Annotated in this window: 13 protein-coding genes; 9 read left to right on the top strand and 4 right to left on the bottom strand. The window is 63.1% G+C overall.

The window, feature by feature from the left end; translation table 11 throughout:
- Nucleotides 1-77: 77 nt before the first annotated feature.
- Nucleotides 78-1,754 (top strand): copper resistance protein CopC, encoded by a 1,677-nt coding sequence (locus tag AS189_RS09285; RefSeq protein WP_129587217.1) that lies wholly within the window; start codon nucleotides 78-80, stop codon nucleotides 1,752-1,754.
- Between the two features lie 68 nt (nucleotides 1,755-1,822).
- Here the strand turns inward: AS189_RS09285 and AS189_RS09280 are convergent, their stop codons facing one another.
- Together AS189_RS09280 and AS189_RS09275 are read right to left on the bottom strand one after the other, a co-directional pair.
- Nucleotides 1,823-2,614: a sensor histidine kinase gene (locus AS189_RS09280; RefSeq protein WP_160320807.1), complete on the bottom strand. Its 792-nt coding sequence runs from the start codon at nucleotides 2,612-2,614 to the stop codon at nucleotides 1,823-1,825.
- 286 nt (nucleotides 2,615-2,900) lie between these two features.
- Nucleotides 2,901-3,566 carry a response regulator transcription factor gene (locus AS189_RS09275; protein WP_202814120.1) on the bottom strand — a complete coding sequence of 222 codons (666 nt, stop codon included), beginning with the start codon at nucleotides 3,564-3,566 and terminating at the stop codon, nucleotides 2,901-2,903.
- A gap of 1,013 nt (nucleotides 3,567-4,579) precedes the next feature.
- Between AS189_RS09275 and AS189_RS09265 the strand changes: the two genes are divergently transcribed.
- Nucleotides 4,580-5,188, top strand: a complete 609-nt coding sequence (locus AS189_RS09265) for a flavin reductase family protein (RefSeq protein ID WP_062287856.1) — start codon at nucleotides 4,580-4,582, stop codon at nucleotides 5,186-5,188.
- A gap of 448 nt (nucleotides 5,189-5,636) precedes the next feature.
- Here AS189_RS09265 and AS189_RS09260 read toward each other — a convergent pair whose 3' ends face one another.
- Complete coding sequence (locus AS189_RS09260; RefSeq protein ID WP_237760024.1) at nucleotides 5,637-6,938, bottom strand: benzoate/H(+) symporter BenE family transporter; 1,302 nt, start codon at nucleotides 6,936-6,938, stop codon at nucleotides 5,637-5,639.
- A gap of 290 nt (nucleotides 6,939-7,228) precedes the next feature.
- On the opposite strand from AS189_RS09260, the gene benA reads away from it, so the two are divergent.
- The 7 genes from benA to AS189_RS20685 all read left to right on the top strand — a co-directional run bounded on the left by benA (nucleotide 7,229) and on the right by AS189_RS20685 (nucleotide 16,490).
- Entirely contained in the window at nucleotides 7,229-8,638 is a 1,410-nt protein-coding gene (benA, locus tag AS189_RS09255; protein WP_062287852.1) for a benzoate 1,2-dioxygenase large subunit, read from the top strand.
- Entirely contained in the window at nucleotides 8,622-9,161 is a 540-nt protein-coding gene (gene benB, locus AS189_RS09250; RefSeq protein ID WP_062287848.1) for a benzoate 1,2-dioxygenase small subunit, read from the top strand. Before benA ends, benB begins: the two co-directional genes overlap by 17 nt.
- Nucleotides 9,162-9,264: 103 nt before the next feature.
- On the top strand, nucleotides 9,265-10,806 hold the full coding sequence (gene benC, locus AS189_RS09245; RefSeq protein ID WP_062287844.1) for a benzoate 1,2-dioxygenase electron transfer component BenC: 1,542 nt from the start codon (nucleotides 9,265-9,267) through the stop codon (nucleotides 10,804-10,806).
- Nucleotides 10,803-11,642 (top strand): 1,6-dihydroxycyclohexa-2,4-diene-1-carboxylate dehydrogenase, encoded by an 840-nt coding sequence (locus AS189_RS09240; RefSeq protein ID WP_082634185.1) that lies wholly within the window; start codon nucleotides 10,803-10,805, stop codon nucleotides 11,640-11,642. The genes benC and AS189_RS09240 overlap by 4 nt, the downstream gene beginning before the upstream one ends.
- A gap of 199 nt (nucleotides 11,643-11,841) precedes the next feature.
- Nucleotides 11,842-13,203, top strand: coding sequence for an MFS transporter (locus tag AS189_RS09235; RefSeq protein WP_062287841.1), 1,362 nt, complete (start codon nucleotides 11,842-11,844; stop codon nucleotides 13,201-13,203).
- Nucleotides 13,204-13,319: 116 nt separating this feature from the next.
- Nucleotides 13,320-15,980, top strand: coding sequence for a helix-turn-helix transcriptional regulator (locus tag AS189_RS09230; protein WP_062287837.1), 2,661 nt, complete (start codon nucleotides 13,320-13,322; stop codon nucleotides 15,978-15,980).
- Between the two features lie 171 nt (nucleotides 15,981-16,151).
- Entirely contained in the window at nucleotides 16,152-16,490 is a 339-nt protein-coding gene (locus AS189_RS20685) for an alpha/beta fold hydrolase (RefSeq protein ID WP_237760023.1), read from the top strand.
- 418 nt (nucleotides 16,491-16,908) lie between these two features.
- Here AS189_RS20685 and AS189_RS09220 read toward each other — a convergent pair whose 3' ends face one another.
- Entirely contained in the window at nucleotides 16,909-17,469 is a 561-nt protein-coding gene (locus tag AS189_RS09220) for a flavin reductase family protein (protein WP_062287830.1), read from the bottom strand.
- Nucleotides 17,470-17,620 lie beyond the last annotated feature (151 nt).

The raw sequence follows: 17,620 nt of genomic DNA, 5'->3' as shown, positions 1-17,620 counted from the left end.
CGCCGCCCGGCCCTGTGGCCAGGCGGCGTTGCATCCTGATTAGCTCGTGCGCTGTCACACCGAATGAGGAGGCGATCGTGACCAGAACATCCCCCCGGATCAGCGGCCGGCATCCCCGTGTCCATGGAATCATCGCGCGCCGGTTCCTCGGATTGATTTTCGCAGCACTAGCGATAGGGCTGATGCTGCCTGCAACCCCGGCAGTGGCCCACGCTTCGCTGCTGCATTCGACGCCGACCGAGGGCGCGGTGCTACCCCAGGCTCCTGGCGTGGTGGAGCTGGTCTTCGGCGAACCAGTTGCCCTGGCCCCCGATGGCTTTCAGCTTTACGACGACACCGGTGGCCATCGCACCATGCCTGCCGAGCAGCTGGACGCGACTGTGACTGTCTCCCTGCCGTCGAACCTCCCAGAAGGCGGCTATACGCTCGGTTGGCGAGTGGTTTCCGATGACTCCCATCCTATTTCCGGCATGCTCTCATTTACTGTGGGGCTATCCAGAGCTTCAGTGCCCACAACCGTCCAGATCGACACGGCGTCTGTTGACGCCCTGTACGTGGTGCTCAACGCTCTTGGCTATTTGGGCCTGTTCTGTCTTGTGGGCCTGACGGCGTTCGACCTGTTCGTTGCCCGAATCCCAACGGCCGATCGACGGCTGCACAAGGTGGCCGCACTAGTTGCCGTGAGCGCCTATCTCGTGCTTGTGCCACTCACTGCGGCGCGTGAAAGAGGTGCCGGCCTCCGCGCGCTGTTCGATCCGGGGGTTGCCGTCACTGGATGGTCGGGGGGAGCCGCGTTGACGTTTGTCCTCGCTTTTTCCGGAGCAGTCCTCATGGTGATTCGTGGACGTCTGCCGCGCCAGGCGGGCTTCTGGGTTGGCACTGTAGGTGCAGTGATTGCGCTCGCCTCGGTCCTGCCCGTGGGCCACACGCGGACCTTCGGGCCCGCGTGGCTCATGATGGGCGCCGACCTGACCCACGCCGCGACGGCTGCGGTCTGGTTGGGTGGACTCCTAGCCCTGATCCTGCACGTTACCCGTGCACGACGGCGCAACGGAGACCCCGCCGAGACCGCCGCGGCCCTCGGCAGGTTCTCCACCCTGGCCGGTGGCGTCGTCTTTTTGTTGGGCATCACCGGGACGGTCATGGCGGTCGTGATGGTCGGCTCCGTGACAGTCCTCCTGGGCAGTTCCTATGGGCAGTTGCTGCTGGTCAAGCTCGCCATGGTCGCGGCAATTGGCGGGCTGGCGGCGTGGAACCGATTCGGTCTGGTCCCCCGCTTGGCGCGCGAGGGAATCAAGGGCACTGCTTGGAGCCGGCTGGCCTTGGCCATCCGGCTGGAGGCGGTTGGGCTGGTGATCGTCATCGGGCTCACCTCGGTCCTGACGCTGCAAAACCCACGCGTGAGCGAGGCTCCCGCTGCAGGTGGCACACCGGTACTCGTCGAGCTTGGCACCGGCCACCTGACCGGCCGGTTCGGCCCGGGAACAGTGGGGACCAACGTCATCACCTTCGAGCTCACAGACGCTGGTGGCGCCCCCATTGTGCCGATCAGCATGCCGCAAGTAAGTGCGGCTGAGCCCAATCTGAGTCTCGGACCGCTGGCTGCCAAGATCGAACCCGGAGGGAAGCCGGGAAGCTACCGTTCCGAGATGACGCTACCCGTTGCGGGACAATGGAAGATCACCGTAGCCGTCCGGGTCAACGAGCTGGAGCAGCCCGCCGCCGTCGTCGAAGTCGTGGTCGTCGTCGGCTGAGCCTCGCCGGTTCCAAGTCGATCAACGAGGCCTGAAGCCTGGCAGCTGAACCCGGCGGGGTGGACATGTCAGCTGCCGACCCCGGCAGGTTCGTTGAGTGGACCACGGTCCGCCGAATCGGAAGGGAATGCGGGTGGGATCGGCGGCGCGGTCCGCAGCGGGAATCGGAGGGTGAAGGTGGTGCCCCGGCCGAGCGAACTGGCAACCGAGACGGTGCCGCCACGTGCCTCAGCGACGGCCTTGACGATGGCCAGGCCCAGCCCGCTCCCGGCTCGCTCGCCTGCAGTCGCCCCGGTCCGGAAGGTATCGAAAATGGTGTCCAGATCGGCGGCGGGGATGCCTGCCCCGGTGTCTCGAACGACCAGCACTAGCTCGCCGCCCTCAGCGTCGGCCGTCATCGCGATGGTGTCCCCTGGACCAGTGAACTTGACCGCATTCTCAAGCAGGCAGTCCAGTATTGCCTCGAGTCGCTCACTATCGCCCTGAAGGGTGCCGACCGTACTCCGGGCGTTCCAGATCCGGTCGGCAGTGACCGACCATCGGCGCAGGATCTCGGCCAGCAGTTGGTCGACGTCGACAGGTTCGGGGGCCGACGGCTCCACGACCCGGACCAAGGTGAGCAGGTTGGTCGCCAATGCTGACGCCTTGATGAGTTCGGCCACCACCAGTTCGGCGTCCTCTCGCACCGTCGGCTCGGCCGACTGGTCAGCGATGAGTTGCGCGTAGCCCCTCGCGATCGTCAGCCGTGTGCGCACCTCGTGCGAACCGAACCGGGCGGCGTTTTCCCGCTGCTCACTACGGTGGCGGTCGGCTTCCTGCAGTGCTCGCAGCCGGGCTTGGGCGGCCCATTGCCGGTTCACGTGCCAGATCAAAATCGATATGATGGTGCCCATCAGGACGATCTCGGTGCACTCTTCCCATTCGATGGTCCCCGCCATCGCGTGGCGGACCAGGGCAACACCGGTCACCATTGTGATCACTGCGACGACAACCAAGGTGGCACGGCGGGGCCACGGGCATAGTCCGTAGACCAGCGCGAAACTGGCCCATACGAGGTGAAAAGGGATGGTCTCCCTGCCGGGCAGCGAGAAAGTCAGGTAGCAGTTCACGGCCGCGAAAACTGCCCAGGTAGCGGCGAGAACTATCTTAAATCGCGATCCGATATCCGACATTTCGCACCGTTTCGATTTTATCGTTCGACAGTTTGGATCGCAGCCGACGCACACAGACGTCGACGATGTTCGTGCCGCTGTCGAATGTCGTCCCCCAGAAGCGCTCGAGCAGCTCGGCCCGGGTACACGGCTCGGGCGCCCGCTGGAGGAGAAAAGCCAGGAGCACGAACTCCCGCTGCGTCAACGAGATGCGGCGCCCGTCCACCACGAGTTCCCGTTGTTGAACATCGACCTCGACACCGGCCCTGCGGAGGTAGCGGGGCACAGACACGGTCGATGCTGGCGCCCGGAGGCGGGCGTTGATCCGGGCCAACAGCTCGGCGTTGGCGAACGGTTTGGCCAGGAAATCCACCGCACCGCCCTCCAAGACGCCCACCCTGGTCGCCACCTGCGTCATCGATGACAGCACCAGGACCCGACTCGAGGGGCGGAACCGCATCAGTTCGACCAAGACGTCCTCGCCACGTCCGTCCGGCAGCACGAGATCCAGGACGATCAGGTCCGGGTCGACAGCGCGTATCAGGGTCAAACCGCCAGCCACCGAGCCGGCCACCGTGACCGTATGGCCGGCACCACTTAGGATCCGCTCGAGGAGCCGGGCGAGGATGGGTTCGTCCTCGATGACCGCGATGCGACTCACATCGGTGTCCGTTCCCTGATCCAGGCCTGCGTACCGGTGGACTCCGTCGCAGCCGGCATGATGGAGGACGGCGCAATATGGTCTCTCATGCGACAACCCCAATTCATTGGCGTATATTTTCCACATCCACGAGGCTCTGCCGATCACGGGAGTGTCCGGATGGGCTCATCGTAAGCTGCTGCACCACAGCTGTCAACGACTTAGCTTCCCGGAGGTATTGCTATGAGGCAACAGGCGACTCATAACTGGCCTACGCGATGCTTGGCTTGTCTAACCCGCGTCAAAGCAAACGGTCCCTTAACCTCCTGCGATGAAGTGTTCATTGCGTTCGCAGTTTGGCTCACGAAAATGATCCAAATTCGGTCCGGCCGGAACCACAATTCGGAGGCAATTACCCTTCACATTGAGGCAATTGAGGTTCCACTCCCCCACCAAAAAGCCGCCAAATTCCATCTTTCGCAGTGGCAACTGGTGCTTGGCAGGCCAGACCAAAACCCGCCACGAACACCGCACGCCGATGGCGCACGACGGTCGTCCTTTCATAACCAGTGACATGCCGTCCCCCGTGCCGATGAACCCACGAACGGCCATCAGACTGCTGGCCGGGCGATTTGGCAGGTCCACGTCACGTTTTACTCACGTTGTTCAACGAAAACCTATGGTAATCCTTGGCATGCCAAAGGGAACCCGTTGTCCCGCGCTCCCCCGCGAACACGGGGTTTTTGATGGACGACGGCGGCTGCCGGCAGGAGTCTCCTGAGTTTCTAGACCACGCGACCATTGTGGAATGGACGGGGAACCCCACGGACCTGCCTGTAGCTGGTCTCGAACTGGCTCTCAGGATAGTTACTGGCTGTTCCACCCCTTAAATACGACTCTCTACGAGACCGACTCTGATGGTGTCATTGAATCGACTTGTCAGACCCACTGGGGTGGGTGGCCAGCAACCGCGCGGCCCAAATCGGTCGCTGAATTAGAACTTTACTGCCGTCGAATGATGATTAGATGGAAGGATGACGTCGCACTTCTACCGCCCAGCAGAGGGCCACCGGCTTCCGCATGATCCGTTCAATGCAATTGTGGGGCCGCGTCCGATCGGTTGGATTGGCACGCTTTCCCCTACTGGTGTTCGGAATCTCGCACCGTACAGCTTCTTCAATGCCTTCTCATACACGCCGCCACTCATTGGCTTCTCATCTACGGTCCGCAAGCACACCGCACGCAACGCTGAGCTGAGCGGTGAGTTCACCTGGAACCTTGTCACGCGCGTCCTCGCGGAGCAGATGAACGCAACGTCGACGACGGCCGACCTCGACGAATTCGCCGCATCCGGCTTGGAAGCCGCTGATTCGGTCGATATCAGTGCGCCCCGCGTCGCGGCCTCTCCCGTGAGCTTCGAGTGCCGGGTCAGTGACATCATCACCTTGCGAGGCGCAGACGGGAACCCGTCCACCGGCGTGCTTACAATCGGGGAAGTCGTCGCGGTGCACATCGATGAGTCCGTGATTCCCGAGGGGATTTATCAGACGGCTCTCGCCCAACCAATCTTGCGCGCGGGTGGGCCAAGCACCTACTTCGAGATCCTTGCCGAGGGCCGCTTTGATCTCGTGAGGCCACGCTAGAACATCATGTAAGCAGATCAGCCCAGACCGTTGCTGTGATGCTCATAGCACCATGGGACCACCGCTAGTCGAAGCCAAGCACTTCGCCCACACTGGGAACTCTGAGTGGGAAGAGCTACACGGTGAAGCCGGAAGAATTCAGAGTCCAGAGGGAAAATAGCAACTGCGGCGACACCTAGCGCCGCCATAAGCCATTGCTTTTCTGCGGCGCAGAGCAGGGTCCGTGACGGCCAAAAATGCCTAAAAGGGCGAAGTCAGTTCTAAATTAGCTCACAGAAATCGGGCGATCACCATGCGGCTGGCTTTGACCGTCCTCAATGGCACCGTCACGATGTTAACTTGGCATGAGTTCCGCAGGCACCAGCGGCAAAACGCAACCATTTTCCGGCGTCCAGTCACCCATGACTCGACCCTGCCCCGGCACCCGCTGGGCGCAAATTCCCGAATTTTATGGATGTATTCCGGAGACGCGGACCTCCTCCGAGGCGGCCGATACACCGACGGCACGGCCGCGGCGGATACCCCGGGCCACGGTCAGCAACAGGTATACGGCCGCCCCCACCAGCACACCCCAGAACGGGGCAACCACACCAAATGGCGCAATGCCGGAGGCGGTGATGATCAAGGTGACAACGGCCGCCTCGACGGCCGCCGGTCCATGCGGGCCAGCATCGAGCATGTCCATCATCGCCCCCTGAAGGGCGCCGAGCAGGGCCACCCCGGCCATCGCAATGATCAGCTCGCCCGGAACTGCGGCAAATAGGTCAAGGATCGTGGAACTGAAGAGCCCGAAGAGAATGAAGAACGCACCACCGGCGGCACCAGCGATATAGCGCTTGGCCGGATCCTCGTGGGCTTCGCGGCCGCAGCAGATGCCCGCGGTGATAGCCGCGAGGTTGATGGCGTGGGATCCGAACGGGGCAAAGAGCACGCTCGCCACGGAACATCCCGTCAACAGCAGCCGGGCATTGGGCGAATAGCCGCTGGTCCGCATCATCACCAGGCCCGGGCCGTTCTGCCCGGCCATGGTCACAATCAGAAGCGGGATGGAAATGCCCATGATGGCCTGGATCGAGAACGTGGGCATGGTGAACACCGGGCTGGTCAGAGCCAGCGTCACGTCCAGGCTGTTTGCCTGTCCGGCGACTAACGTCAACAGCACGCCGGCAACCAGGGCACCGGGCACCGCAAATTTGAGGAACAGTCGGCGACCTACGAAATACGCCACGACCAGTCCCCCGGCAACCAGTGGAGATGCCAGAACGGCATGGGTGACATTCAGGACAAAGGGTAGCAGCACACCGGCCAGGACCGCGGCGAGGATCGGGCGGGGAACGGCGGCAAGCAGCCGGCCAAACAGCCCGCTCAGGCTCAGCACGAGCCCCAGCAGGCCAGCAACGATATACGCTCCGACGGCCTCTGAAAAGGCGTAATTCCCCAGCACAGTCAATAGCAACGCCGAGCCCGGCACCGACCAGGCCACCACGACCGGTTGGCGGGTAAACAGGCTCAAAACTAACCCGACGATCCCGCTGCCCACTGACACCGCCCACACCCAGGACGCGGACTGGGCACGGTTCAAGCCGGCACCTTCCGCGGCCTGGAGGATGACCAGCATCGGGCCCGCATAGGACACCGCAACCGCGATGAATCCGGAGCAGATGGCACTGACTGAGACGTCACCCAGCATCCCTGGTAACCGGTAGTTCCGCCTGCGGGGCGCATTTCCGGCGTGGGGGTGTTCCCTCACGATAAGCCGCCTTTCAGCTGTGGGACGTTTGCCGCCGCCCGGCGTCGAGGCATCGAGGCATCGGGCGGTGAACCATTTTCGCCCCAACGCTACGGCGCCTCGACCCGACGGACAAATACCCAAAAAAGTGTGATTGATATGCCAGACCACCCAATGAATTCCACCCTTGGTCAAGCCTAGGCAAATGTCTAGTGTGAGGTGCCACACACCTTGACATGGTGTAGATCATGGTTCGCCACCCAACGGGTGGTCCCATGGCCCTAGGGCCCCTACAAAGGATGGAGCACACCTTGACTGACACACTGAATACCGTCGCAGCCCTGCTTGACGATGCACTCGTCGACAGCCCGGAGACAGGGGTCTTCCGCGCGAACCGGAACATCTTCACCGACGAAGAAGTTTTCGAGCTCGAAATGAAGCACATCTGGGAGGGCAACTGGGTCTATCTGGCCCACGAATCTCAGGTCCCGAACGTCGGCGACTACTTCACCACTAACATCGGCCGCCAGCCCATCGTGATATCGCGCAACAAGGAAGGCGTGCTCAACGCCCTCATCAATGCGTGCAGCCACCGCGGTGCCATGCTCTGCCGCCGCAAGACGGACAATCGGACCACTTTCACCTGCCCGTTCCACGGCTGGACGTTCAACAACTCCGGCAAGCTGCTCAAGGTCAAGGATTCCCGCGGCGCCGGCTACCCGGAGGGCTTCAACAAGGACGGCTCACACGACCTGACTAAGGTGGCGCGCTTCGAGTCCTACCGCGGCTTCCTTTTCGGCTCGCTGAACGCGAACGTCTTGCCCCTGACCGAGCACCTGGGCGAATCCACGAAGATCATCGACATGATCGTGGACCAGTCACCCGATGGCCTTGAGGTCCTGCGCGGCTCCTCTACCTACACCTATGACGGCAACTGGAAACTTCAGGCCGAAAACGGCGCCGACGGCTACCACGTCTCTGCCACCCACTGGAACTACGCCGCCACCCAGGCCCGCCGCACCTCCGGCGAATCGTCCAACGAAACCAAGACCATGGACGCCGGCGGCTGGGACAAGCAGGAAGGTGGCTACTACTCCTTCGAGAACGGTCACCTGCTGCTGTGGACCGAATGGCTGGACGCGGCCAACCGCCCGCTGGCAGAGAAGCGCGACGAGCTCGTCGCCGCCCACGGCGAGGCCAAGGCCGACTGGATGATCGGGGTCTCTCGCAACCTCTGCCTGTACCCGAATGTCTACCTGATGGACCAATTCTCCTCTCAGATCCGCGTCTTCCGCCCGGTCGCTGTGGACAAGACCGAGGTCACCATCTACTGCATCGCACCGGTCGGCGAGTCCGACGAGGCCCGCGCCAACCGCATCCGCCAGTACGAGGACTTCTTCAACGCCTCCGGCATGGCTACCCCGGATGACCTGGAGGAATTCCGTTCCTGCCAGAAGACCTACATGGCCACCTCCGCCAAGTGGAACGACCTCTCCCGCGGTGCCACACACCAGATCACCGGTGCCGACGACAACGCCAAGAAGATTGGCCTGTTGCCGATCTCCTCCGGCGCTCGCACCGAGGACGAGGGCCTCTACCCTATCCAGCATGGCTATTGGCTCAACTCGATGCGTAAGGCCGTTGCCGCAGAAGCTGCATCCGCCGCCAACGGCACCACCGGCACCACCGAACAGGGGAACAACCATGACTGCAATCACTAATCCCATCGTTACCACGGTTCAGACCGGCGCCGGGGAGAAGGGGCTCGAGGAGATCAAGCAGTTCCTCTACCGTGAGGCCAGGTTCCTCGATGACCGCGACTTCGACCGCTGGATCGATTGCTACCACCCCGAGGCCACCTTCTGGATGCCTGCCTGGGCCGATGACGACCAGCTGACGGAAGACCCGCAGCGCGAGATCTCACTGATCTACTACGCAAACCGCGGCGGCCTGGAAGACCGCGTCTTCCGTATCAAGACCGACCGCTCCTCGGCCACATCTTTACCTGAGCCGCGCACCGGCCACAACATCACCAACGTTGAGATCGTGTCCGTCGACGGCGACCAGGTCGAGGTGCGCTTCAACTGGTTCACGCTGTACTACCGCTACCAGAACGTGGACACCTACTTCGGCACTTCCTTCTACACCATCGACTACTCCGGCACCCAGCCGGTGATCATGGCCAAGAAGGTCGTATTGAAGAACGACTACATCCACCACATCGTGGACATTTACCACATCTGATCTTCGATAAGTCCCTCCTGGCCCGACCGATCGGCGTGCGGGGGCGATTGAGCCCCCGCACCACCTTCTGAACCATCGCACTATTTTGAAAAGAGCACCCCTCATGACTCACCAGGTAGCCCTCGCCTTTGAGGACGGAATCACCCGATTCATCAAGGTTGGACCCCGTGAAACCGTCGCCGACGCCTCCTACAAGGCCCGGATCAACATCCCGCTCGACTGCCGCGACGGCGCGTGCGGTACCTGCAAGTCATTCTGCGAATCCGGGAAGTTCGACGGCGGCGACTACATCGAGGAGGCGCTGACCGACGAGGAGGCGGCACAGGGCTACTGCCTGCCCTGCCAGATGATCCCCGAGTCCGATCTGGTGCTCCAGATCCCCACTACCTCTGCCGTCGCCAAGACCGCCGCTTCCGTCTTTTCCTCAACGCTGACCGAGATCCGCCGCATCTCCGAGACCACCTACGCCTTCAGCCTCGAGGTCGAGAACCGCGATGACCTGAACTACCTTCCCGGCCAGTACGTGAACATCGAGGTTCCCGGCTCCGGCGGCCAGACGCGTTCCTACTCCTTCAGCTCGGGCCCGAAAGTAGCTACCGTTTCCTTCCTGATCCGCATCACCGACGGCGGACTGATGTCCACCTATATGCGCGATGTGGCGCAGGTCGGGGACAAGCTCACCTTCACCGGCCCGATGGGCAGCTTCTTCCTGCGCGAACCGAAGCGTCAGGCATTACTGCTGGCCGGCGGCACCGGCCTGGCGCCACTGCTCTCCATCTTGGAAAAGCTCTCCGAGAGTACCAACCCGAACTCCGTGCACCTGATCTACGGCGTCAACACCGACACCGACTTGGTCGAGCTCGAGACTCTGGAAGACTACAAGGCACGCATCGACGGGTTCACCTTCGATACCGTTGTTGGAGACCCGGCCAGCAACGCGGCCAAGAAGGGCTACGTCACCAACCACTTCGAGCCGCACCACCTGGCCGAGGGCGACGTGGACATCTACCTCTGCGGTCCCCCGCCGATGGTCGAAGGCGTCCGCCGCCACCTGGAAGCCGAAGGCATCAAGCCGCAGAACTTCTACTTCGAGAAGTTCGCCCTAGCTGTGCTCCCGGACACCGTCACGGCACCGGCGCCCGAAGCAGCAGCCGCCCCCGCCGAGGCCCCCGCAGCACTGCCGGCCTACGAGATCGGCGAAGAACACGCAACCTTCGAGGCGCAGTTTGACGCACGCATGGCACTTGAACTGGCCATCGTGGAACTGACCATGGGCAAGCTGACTCCCGAGCAGCTGGTGGAGTTCAGGGTGCTGGCCGAATTGGCCGGCAAGACCCTAAACAAGGAGGCGTTCGTCAACTCCGAGGAATTCACCGTCACCAACGATGCCTTCCACGAGTTCCTCTTCAGTTGCGTCGGCAACGAGCACCTGCACCAGGCCTACACACGCCTGGAAATCCCCGCCCTGATGGCTAAGGTATTGCGCAAGGAGCACTGGATCAACGGGGACGTGGACGCAGACCACCTCGAAATCGTCTCCGCCTTTGAGAACCAGAACCGGGATGATGCCCGCAAGGCGATCATCAACCACAACGATCATGCTAAGGCCACCATGGCAGCAGCATCACGGAATCCAGTCGCATGAGTACCGCAGAGAATGCCGTGAACCTGACGGCCGAGGCAGGATTGCCCGAGTCCTTCCACGCAGGGCGCTTCGCCTCCAAGGTAGTGCTCATCACCGGTGCCGCACAGGGCATCGGATGGGCAGTGGCCAGGCGTATTGCCGCCGAGGGCGGAGAGCTGGTTCTGGTGGATCGCTCCCCGTTGGTCCACGATGTTGCCGAGGGTTTGCGTACCCACGGCGTCAAGGCACTGAGTGTGACCGCCGACCTCGAGGTCTTTGAGGGCGCGCTGGCAGCCGTGACCGCGGCGGTGACCGAATACGGCCGCATAGATGTGCTGATCAACAACGTTGGCGGCACTATCTGGGCCAAGCCGTTTGAGCACTACTCCCCGGAGGAAATCGGCAAAGAGATTCAGCGTTCACTCTTCCCGACCCTGTGGATGTGCCGCGCGGCGTTCCCGGAAATGATCAAGGCCGGATCCGGCACCATCGTAAACGTTTCCTCGGTGGCAACCCGCGGGCTCAACCGCGTCCCGTACGCGGGTGCTAAAGGTGGGGTCAAGGCCGTCACTTCTGCGCTGGCTATGGAGGGCTCCGCCCACGGAATCCGCGTAGTCGCCACTGCGCCCGGCGGCACCGAGGCGCCGGAACGCCAGGTCAAGCGCGGGCCCTCCCCCGAGGGTGAACAGGAAAAAGCCTGGTACCAGCAGATCGTGGACCAGACCATCGATTCATCGTTGATGAAGCGTTACGGAACCCTCGACGAACAGGCCGGACCCATCGCGTTCCTGGCCTCCGACGAGGCTTCATACATCACCGGCAGTACGCTGCCGGTGGCCGGCGGGGACCTCGGCTAACAAAACTACCCCGCATTACCTGGGGCGGCCAGGCGCCGCCCCAGGCGCACTTTCCGCACCCCACCATTCCACGGCCTGCCACCCGATTCTTTCTCGGGCCACGGCGTCCAAGCCGCAGGCACAAACCTGTGGACTTGTTCATGCCCTGACACCCGCACAATGTCGTGCGCCCGGGGCCCATGAATCAACGGAGCTAATCGTGAAATCACCGGAACAAAGCACCACCAAGAAGCAACAAAACACCGTCCACTGGGTGGTGACGATCGCCGCCATCGCCCTGATCTTCGATGGATACGACCTCGTGGTCTACGGAACCATCGTTCCCACTCTCCTGAACGATCCCACCCAACTTGGCCAAATCGGTCCGGCCACCGCCGGGGTGCTGGGTAGCTGGGCTCTCCTCGGAGTCATGGTCGGCGCCTTGGTCACCGGCGCGATCGGGGACTACCTCGGCCGCCGGAAGATCATGATCACCGGCATCATCTGGTTCTCCGTATTCATGGGCCTGACTGCCCTGGCCCCGAACATCGTGGCGTTCGGCGCCCTACGTTTCGCAACCGGGCTCGGTGTCGGCGCGCTGGTGGCCACCGCCGGTGCAGTCGTGGCAGAGTTCGCCCCCAAAGGCAAGCGCAACTACTACAACGCCATCGTCTACTCCGGTGTACCGGTGGGTGGCGTCCTGGCATCAGTACTGGCCATCGTCCTGATGGACCACATCGGCTGGCGCGGGCTCTTCTTCATCGGCGCCACTCCACTACTGTTCCTGCTGCCCATGGCGCTTGTGAAGCTGCCCGAGTCCCCCGAATGGCTCATGGCCCGCGGCCGCACCGAAGAAGCCCAGCGCGCCTCGCTCCGCACCGGCGTCCCGATCGCCGCACCGGCCCCGACGCAGGTCACCAACGCACTTGAAACCGAACCCGCCAACACCAAGATCGGTTTCCGTGCACTGGCCTCCAGGAAGTACGCCCTGCCCACCCTCTTGCTGGGCCTGATGAGCTTCGCCGGACTAATGCTGACCTACGGCCTCAACACCTGGCTGCCGCAGATCATGTCCCAGTTTGGCTACGGCAAGTCCTACTCGCTCGTCTTCCTGTTGGTACTCAACGCCGGCGCCGTCGTAGGCGGGTTGATCGCCTCTGTCGGCGCCGACCGCATCGGGGCCAAACGTGTGGTCTCCACGACGTTCTTCCTTGCAGCGGTGGCCATGATCCTGCTGACCATGCACCTTCCCTTCGGAATCCTGCTCGCGCTCGTCGCGGTGGCCGGAGTGGGAACCATCGGAACGCAGGTGCTGATCTACGGGTTCGTCTCCAACTACTACAACAGCGCCGCCCGCGGCGCCGGGGTAGCCTGGTGCGCTGGGTTCGGCCGGCTGGGCGGCATCTTCGGCCCGTTGATCGGCGGACTGCTCATCGCAGCAGGCGTGCAGAACCACGTCGCCTTCTACGTCTTCGCCGCAGTTGCTATCGTTGGTGCCATGGTGACCGCCTTTGTTCCCTTGCGCAACTCCGAGACCCAGCTGCCGGCGAGCCCCTCGGCACGGACCCTGATCGCTAAGTAACCATAGGCCGGGTGGACAACCGGTCGCTGGGGCTGCGTGAACAACGGTGTTCATGCGGCCCCCATCTTTTTCCTTGAAAGGTTGGCTGCGGCGAATCTATGCATCAACAACGAACTATGGCACTTCTGGGACGGCTGCTGCATATGGCCGAGGCCGGTGCTGCCCAGCTGGTGGTTGTCAGCGGCCCTGCAGGGTGCGGAAAAAGCACCTTGGTTCGGCGCTTCATGGATAACAACAAACACATTGCCTCTTGGATTTCCGCCGGGGCACGGTGGGAAAAGGACATCCCCGGATCAGCCCTGCAGGAATTGCTTGGCCCAAGCGATGCGGCAAGTCAGACGCCGCTGCCCGAACGCCTGCTAGCCTTCATCCAAACCGCAGGCAAACACAGCGCAATCCTCCTACTGGAAAACCTGCAGTGGACCGATGCCCAGTCCCTCGCCGCGCTCCTGTATGCCTGGCGACGGCTCCATACGGAACAGGTTCTGATCCTCATCACCCTCCGCCAGGAGGAAGCCGCATTCCTTCCGCCCGGGGCTCGTGAACTCCTTGAGGCACCGCACAGCACCACCATCGAACTGGACCCCCCAACCGCCGCGGACCTGAAGGAAATTTCCATTGCCAGGCTCGGCGTGGAGCTTTCGGCAGCCGCGGCCGACCAGCTGACCACCTACACCGCGGGCAACATCCACACCGCATTGGAACTGATCCGGGAAAACCCCGACGAATCCTGGAACCACCTGAACCATCGGTTCCCGGCGCCACAGGCCGTGTCTGCAGGAGTTGCCGAACGGCTTCAGGCCCTGTCGACGCAGGCCCGATCCGTCATCGAGGCCGCCGCCATCCTGGGCAATGGGTCCCGGCTGGATGCGGTCGTCACCCTGGCCGAGGTCGACGAACCGTTGCCCCTGGTGGAAGAATGCGTGGCTTCTACCCTGGTGGAGGTGGCCGGCAGCGGCGGAAACCTCCACCTGATGTTCACCGGGAACATCAAGCACATGGCTGTTTACCACCTGATTCCCCTATCTCGGCGTTTGGCACTGCACACCGCCGCTGCCGCCCTGGACGAATGCGCGGGTGACGCCCTGGCCCACCGCGCCGATGCCACATTGCTTTCCGATCCTGCGCTGTCGCACCAGCTGGAACTCTTCGCAGAGAACCAGGCGGGCAAGGGCGAGTGGTCCTCCGCAGCAGCCGCCCTGCACCGGGCTGCCCACCTCGCAACCAACGCGGCCCAACGCGAGCCGCTGTTACTCAAGGCCGTCGATGCCACGGTGGCAGCCGGCGAGCTGCCCCTCGCGCTGGCCTATTCCGAGGAACTGGCTTCCCTGGCAGCCAGCCCCGAGAGCGACCTGCTCTCCGGGTATATTGCCATCCTCCAAGGCCAGGCGCTGACCGCGGACCGGTGGCTCTCCCGCGCGTGGACGGGCGCCGAGGACGCACGGCAAACCAAGATCATGGCGACCGTTTCCCAGCGCCGGGTCCTTGACTCGTTGGGCCGGCTGGATGGGCTCAGGCTCGTGGAGTGGGCCGAACGGACGCTGGAGCTGGCCGACGAGGGAAGCCCTGTCGCCGTGGAATCATCGGCCATCCAGGGCCTGGGACTGGGCATGCTCGGGCGGGGTCTCGAGGGCGAGAAGATCCTGGACCGGATGCTCGCCACCCTACCCACAGGCGCCCAGCGCCAGCGCGCCGAAATGGCCATGGGCTGGCTGCATGTGGCCGGGGACCAGATTGAACTGGCCCGGCACGAACTCACGATTTCCAGTTCCACTGACTACACCGAAGGCTCCCACCGGATTGCCCTATGGGCAAGGGCGTGGCTGGCCCGGGCTGAATACTCCGCCGGGGACTGGGACCAGGCACTGGAAACCGTGCGGGCAGGCATCGCACTGCAGGAAAGGTCAGGCATCGAGCTGGTTCGCCCACTGCTGCACTACACCGCGGTGCAGATCCACGCCATGCGCGGCGAGCACGAGGATGTCGAGGCCCATCTGGCCAAGGCCTGGGCCAGGACCGGCAGCTACGAGGTGATGCAGGTGCCCTATCGGATGGCCAGGGCGGCGGCGGCCCGGGCCCGCGCCGACTACGACGAGGTCATTCTGGCGTTGGAGCCTTTGTTGCTGCTGGACCGATCGCGCGGGATCGACGAGCCGGGATTCTGGCCGTGGCACGATATGTACGCCGATGCCTTGGTACGCAAGGAACGCTTCGACGAGGCCCAGGAATTCATGGAACCGCTCATGGCCGCAGCCCGCAAGCGGAAGCACCGTTCGACCACTGCACGCTTCCTGGTGGTGCGCGGGCAGGTACTGGGTACGCACGGTGATCTAGAGGGATCGCGCGATGCCTTCGAAGACGCACTGGCCCAGTTGCGGGGCCTCACGCTGCCGGTCCTGCGGGCAAATATTGAGTATGCCTACGGGCAGTCATTGCGGCGAGCCGGGAAGCGCGGCGAATCCGCCGGTCCGCTGACCAGGGCGCTGGCAGGTTACACCCAGTTGGGCGCAACGATCTACATCGAGCGCTGCAACCGCGAGCTGCAGGCCACCGGCATCAGTGTCCCGCGCCGGGACGCAGCGGACTGGTCCTCGCTCACCTCCCAGGAAAAGGCGGTGGCCTCGCTGGTCTGTGCGGGGGCCAGCAACAAGAAGACCGCCGAGGAGCTTTTCATCGGCTCCAAGACGGTCCAGTATCACCTGACCCGGATCTACTCGAAGCTTGGCGTGACCTCGCGCACCGAGCTTGCCGCCCGGTACCGGGACACCGAGCGCTGAGCATATGCAGGCTGGTTTCCCCGGCGTAGCCTGAAGCCATGGGATCCGAGGTCAGGAAACGCTGGCTCACCACTGGCTTCGAGGTGCCGTGTTTGATCGACGGCGACCCGGATGCCAAACCGCTGATGTTGTTGCATGCGAAACGGGGAATCATTCGAAAGCTTTGACCGCGTGGCACCCCTGCTGGCCGGATTCAGGTTCTACGCGCCAGATCTTCGTGGCCAGGGAGGCGCGGGCAATCCCTGGGATGGATACTCGTTGGCAGAACAGGCCGCGGATGTCTCCGCGATCTTTCAGGCCCTCACGGATCCCGTCGGTGTGGCGTGGGTCAGGCAATCGCTGTCCTGGTTTCCCCTGTTGCACAAAGTTCCCGCATGGTTCATCGATGACCGGGTGGACGACGGCACCAGGATGCCCGGGCACGTGTGGAAATCCATTCTTGGCGGTTTGTGCTCAGCCACGCCGCCCACAGAATCGGGAACCATTGATGCATCCACGCTGATCCTGTGAGGCGGCCACGACCACCTGCTTTCACTGGCGGATAAGGAGGTCCTGACCGTACGCATCGAGGGGTCTGTCCTGACGATCTATCCGGACGTGGGGCATCTGGTCCTGTGGGAATACCCGGAGCGGGTGGCGGCAGACGACACGGCATTTCTTCGTGCCCTCGGTTGAGCTTCAGCGGTGCGACACAGGGTGAGATCCGGTTCGGTAGTTACGGGCACGTCGTGTCGGACCGTCGTATCTCCCCCACGTGCGGCTCGGACATTGGGCAAGCACGCGAGAGGCCCTAGACAGCGTCGTTGCTGTCTAGGGCCTCTCGCAAGTGTTCGTGCTGTTCGGTGGACTGCAGTCCAGGCTGGGACAGCTCGCGTTCAGATACGGGCTTCCACCCGGTCCAGGCCCAGTGGTTCAGCTCCTGCGCGGCTCAGTGTTCCTGCGGGACAATCGGCTGGAAGAACTTGGCGCCGGCGAACCAGCTGTCATCCTGCCCGTCCCCGAGCCGTCCACCGATTTGGTGGAACGCGCCCTCGTGGAAAAGTAGCGGGTCCGCGTCTCCCACCGTCAGCGAGCGAACTTCGCCAACCACGATGATGTGGTCGCCGCCGTCGTAGTTGTTCCACGCGCGGCATTCCAGCGTGGCGGCGTTGCCCACCAGCACCGGGACATCTCCGCTGAGGACACACTCGGGTTCACAGTCACTCGGCTGCCCTGAGAAGTGTCGGGCAACTTCCACCTGGTCTGCAGAGAGAACGTTGATGGCGAATGACGACCCGTCCAGGTGCTTGGCTGCCTTAGAGCTGCGGGTCAAGGTTATCTGGGCCAGGGGCGGGTCCTCCGACACAGCGGCGAATGCCGTCACCATGGCGCCATACGCCTTGCCGTCTGTCCCCTGTGTGGTGACCACCGTGACACCGGTGGCGAATTGGCCAAATGCCCTCCGCAGTTGGCTCGCATCCACCGAGTTCAATACCGCTTCCTGGGACATGGTTGGTTCTCTTTCACATGGAATTGCCGGCATACGAACGTGGTCTTGGTGTTGTCTGGCTACTCGGCGGCGACGCCGCGAGTGGCCTCCCGCAAAGTGCGGTGGTACGGCAACGGCGGGGTCCCTCGGAATGGCTTCCGAAGAGCCCCGC

It is taken from the genome of Arthrobacter alpinus, assembly GCF_001445575.1.
In the GTDB taxonomy this organism is placed as follows: Bacteria; Actinomycetota; Actinomycetes; order Actinomycetales; family Micrococcaceae; genus Specibacter; species Specibacter alpinus_C.
Note: the sequence above shows the minus strand (reverse complement) of the source record. Positions and strands in the feature narration are given on the sequence as shown.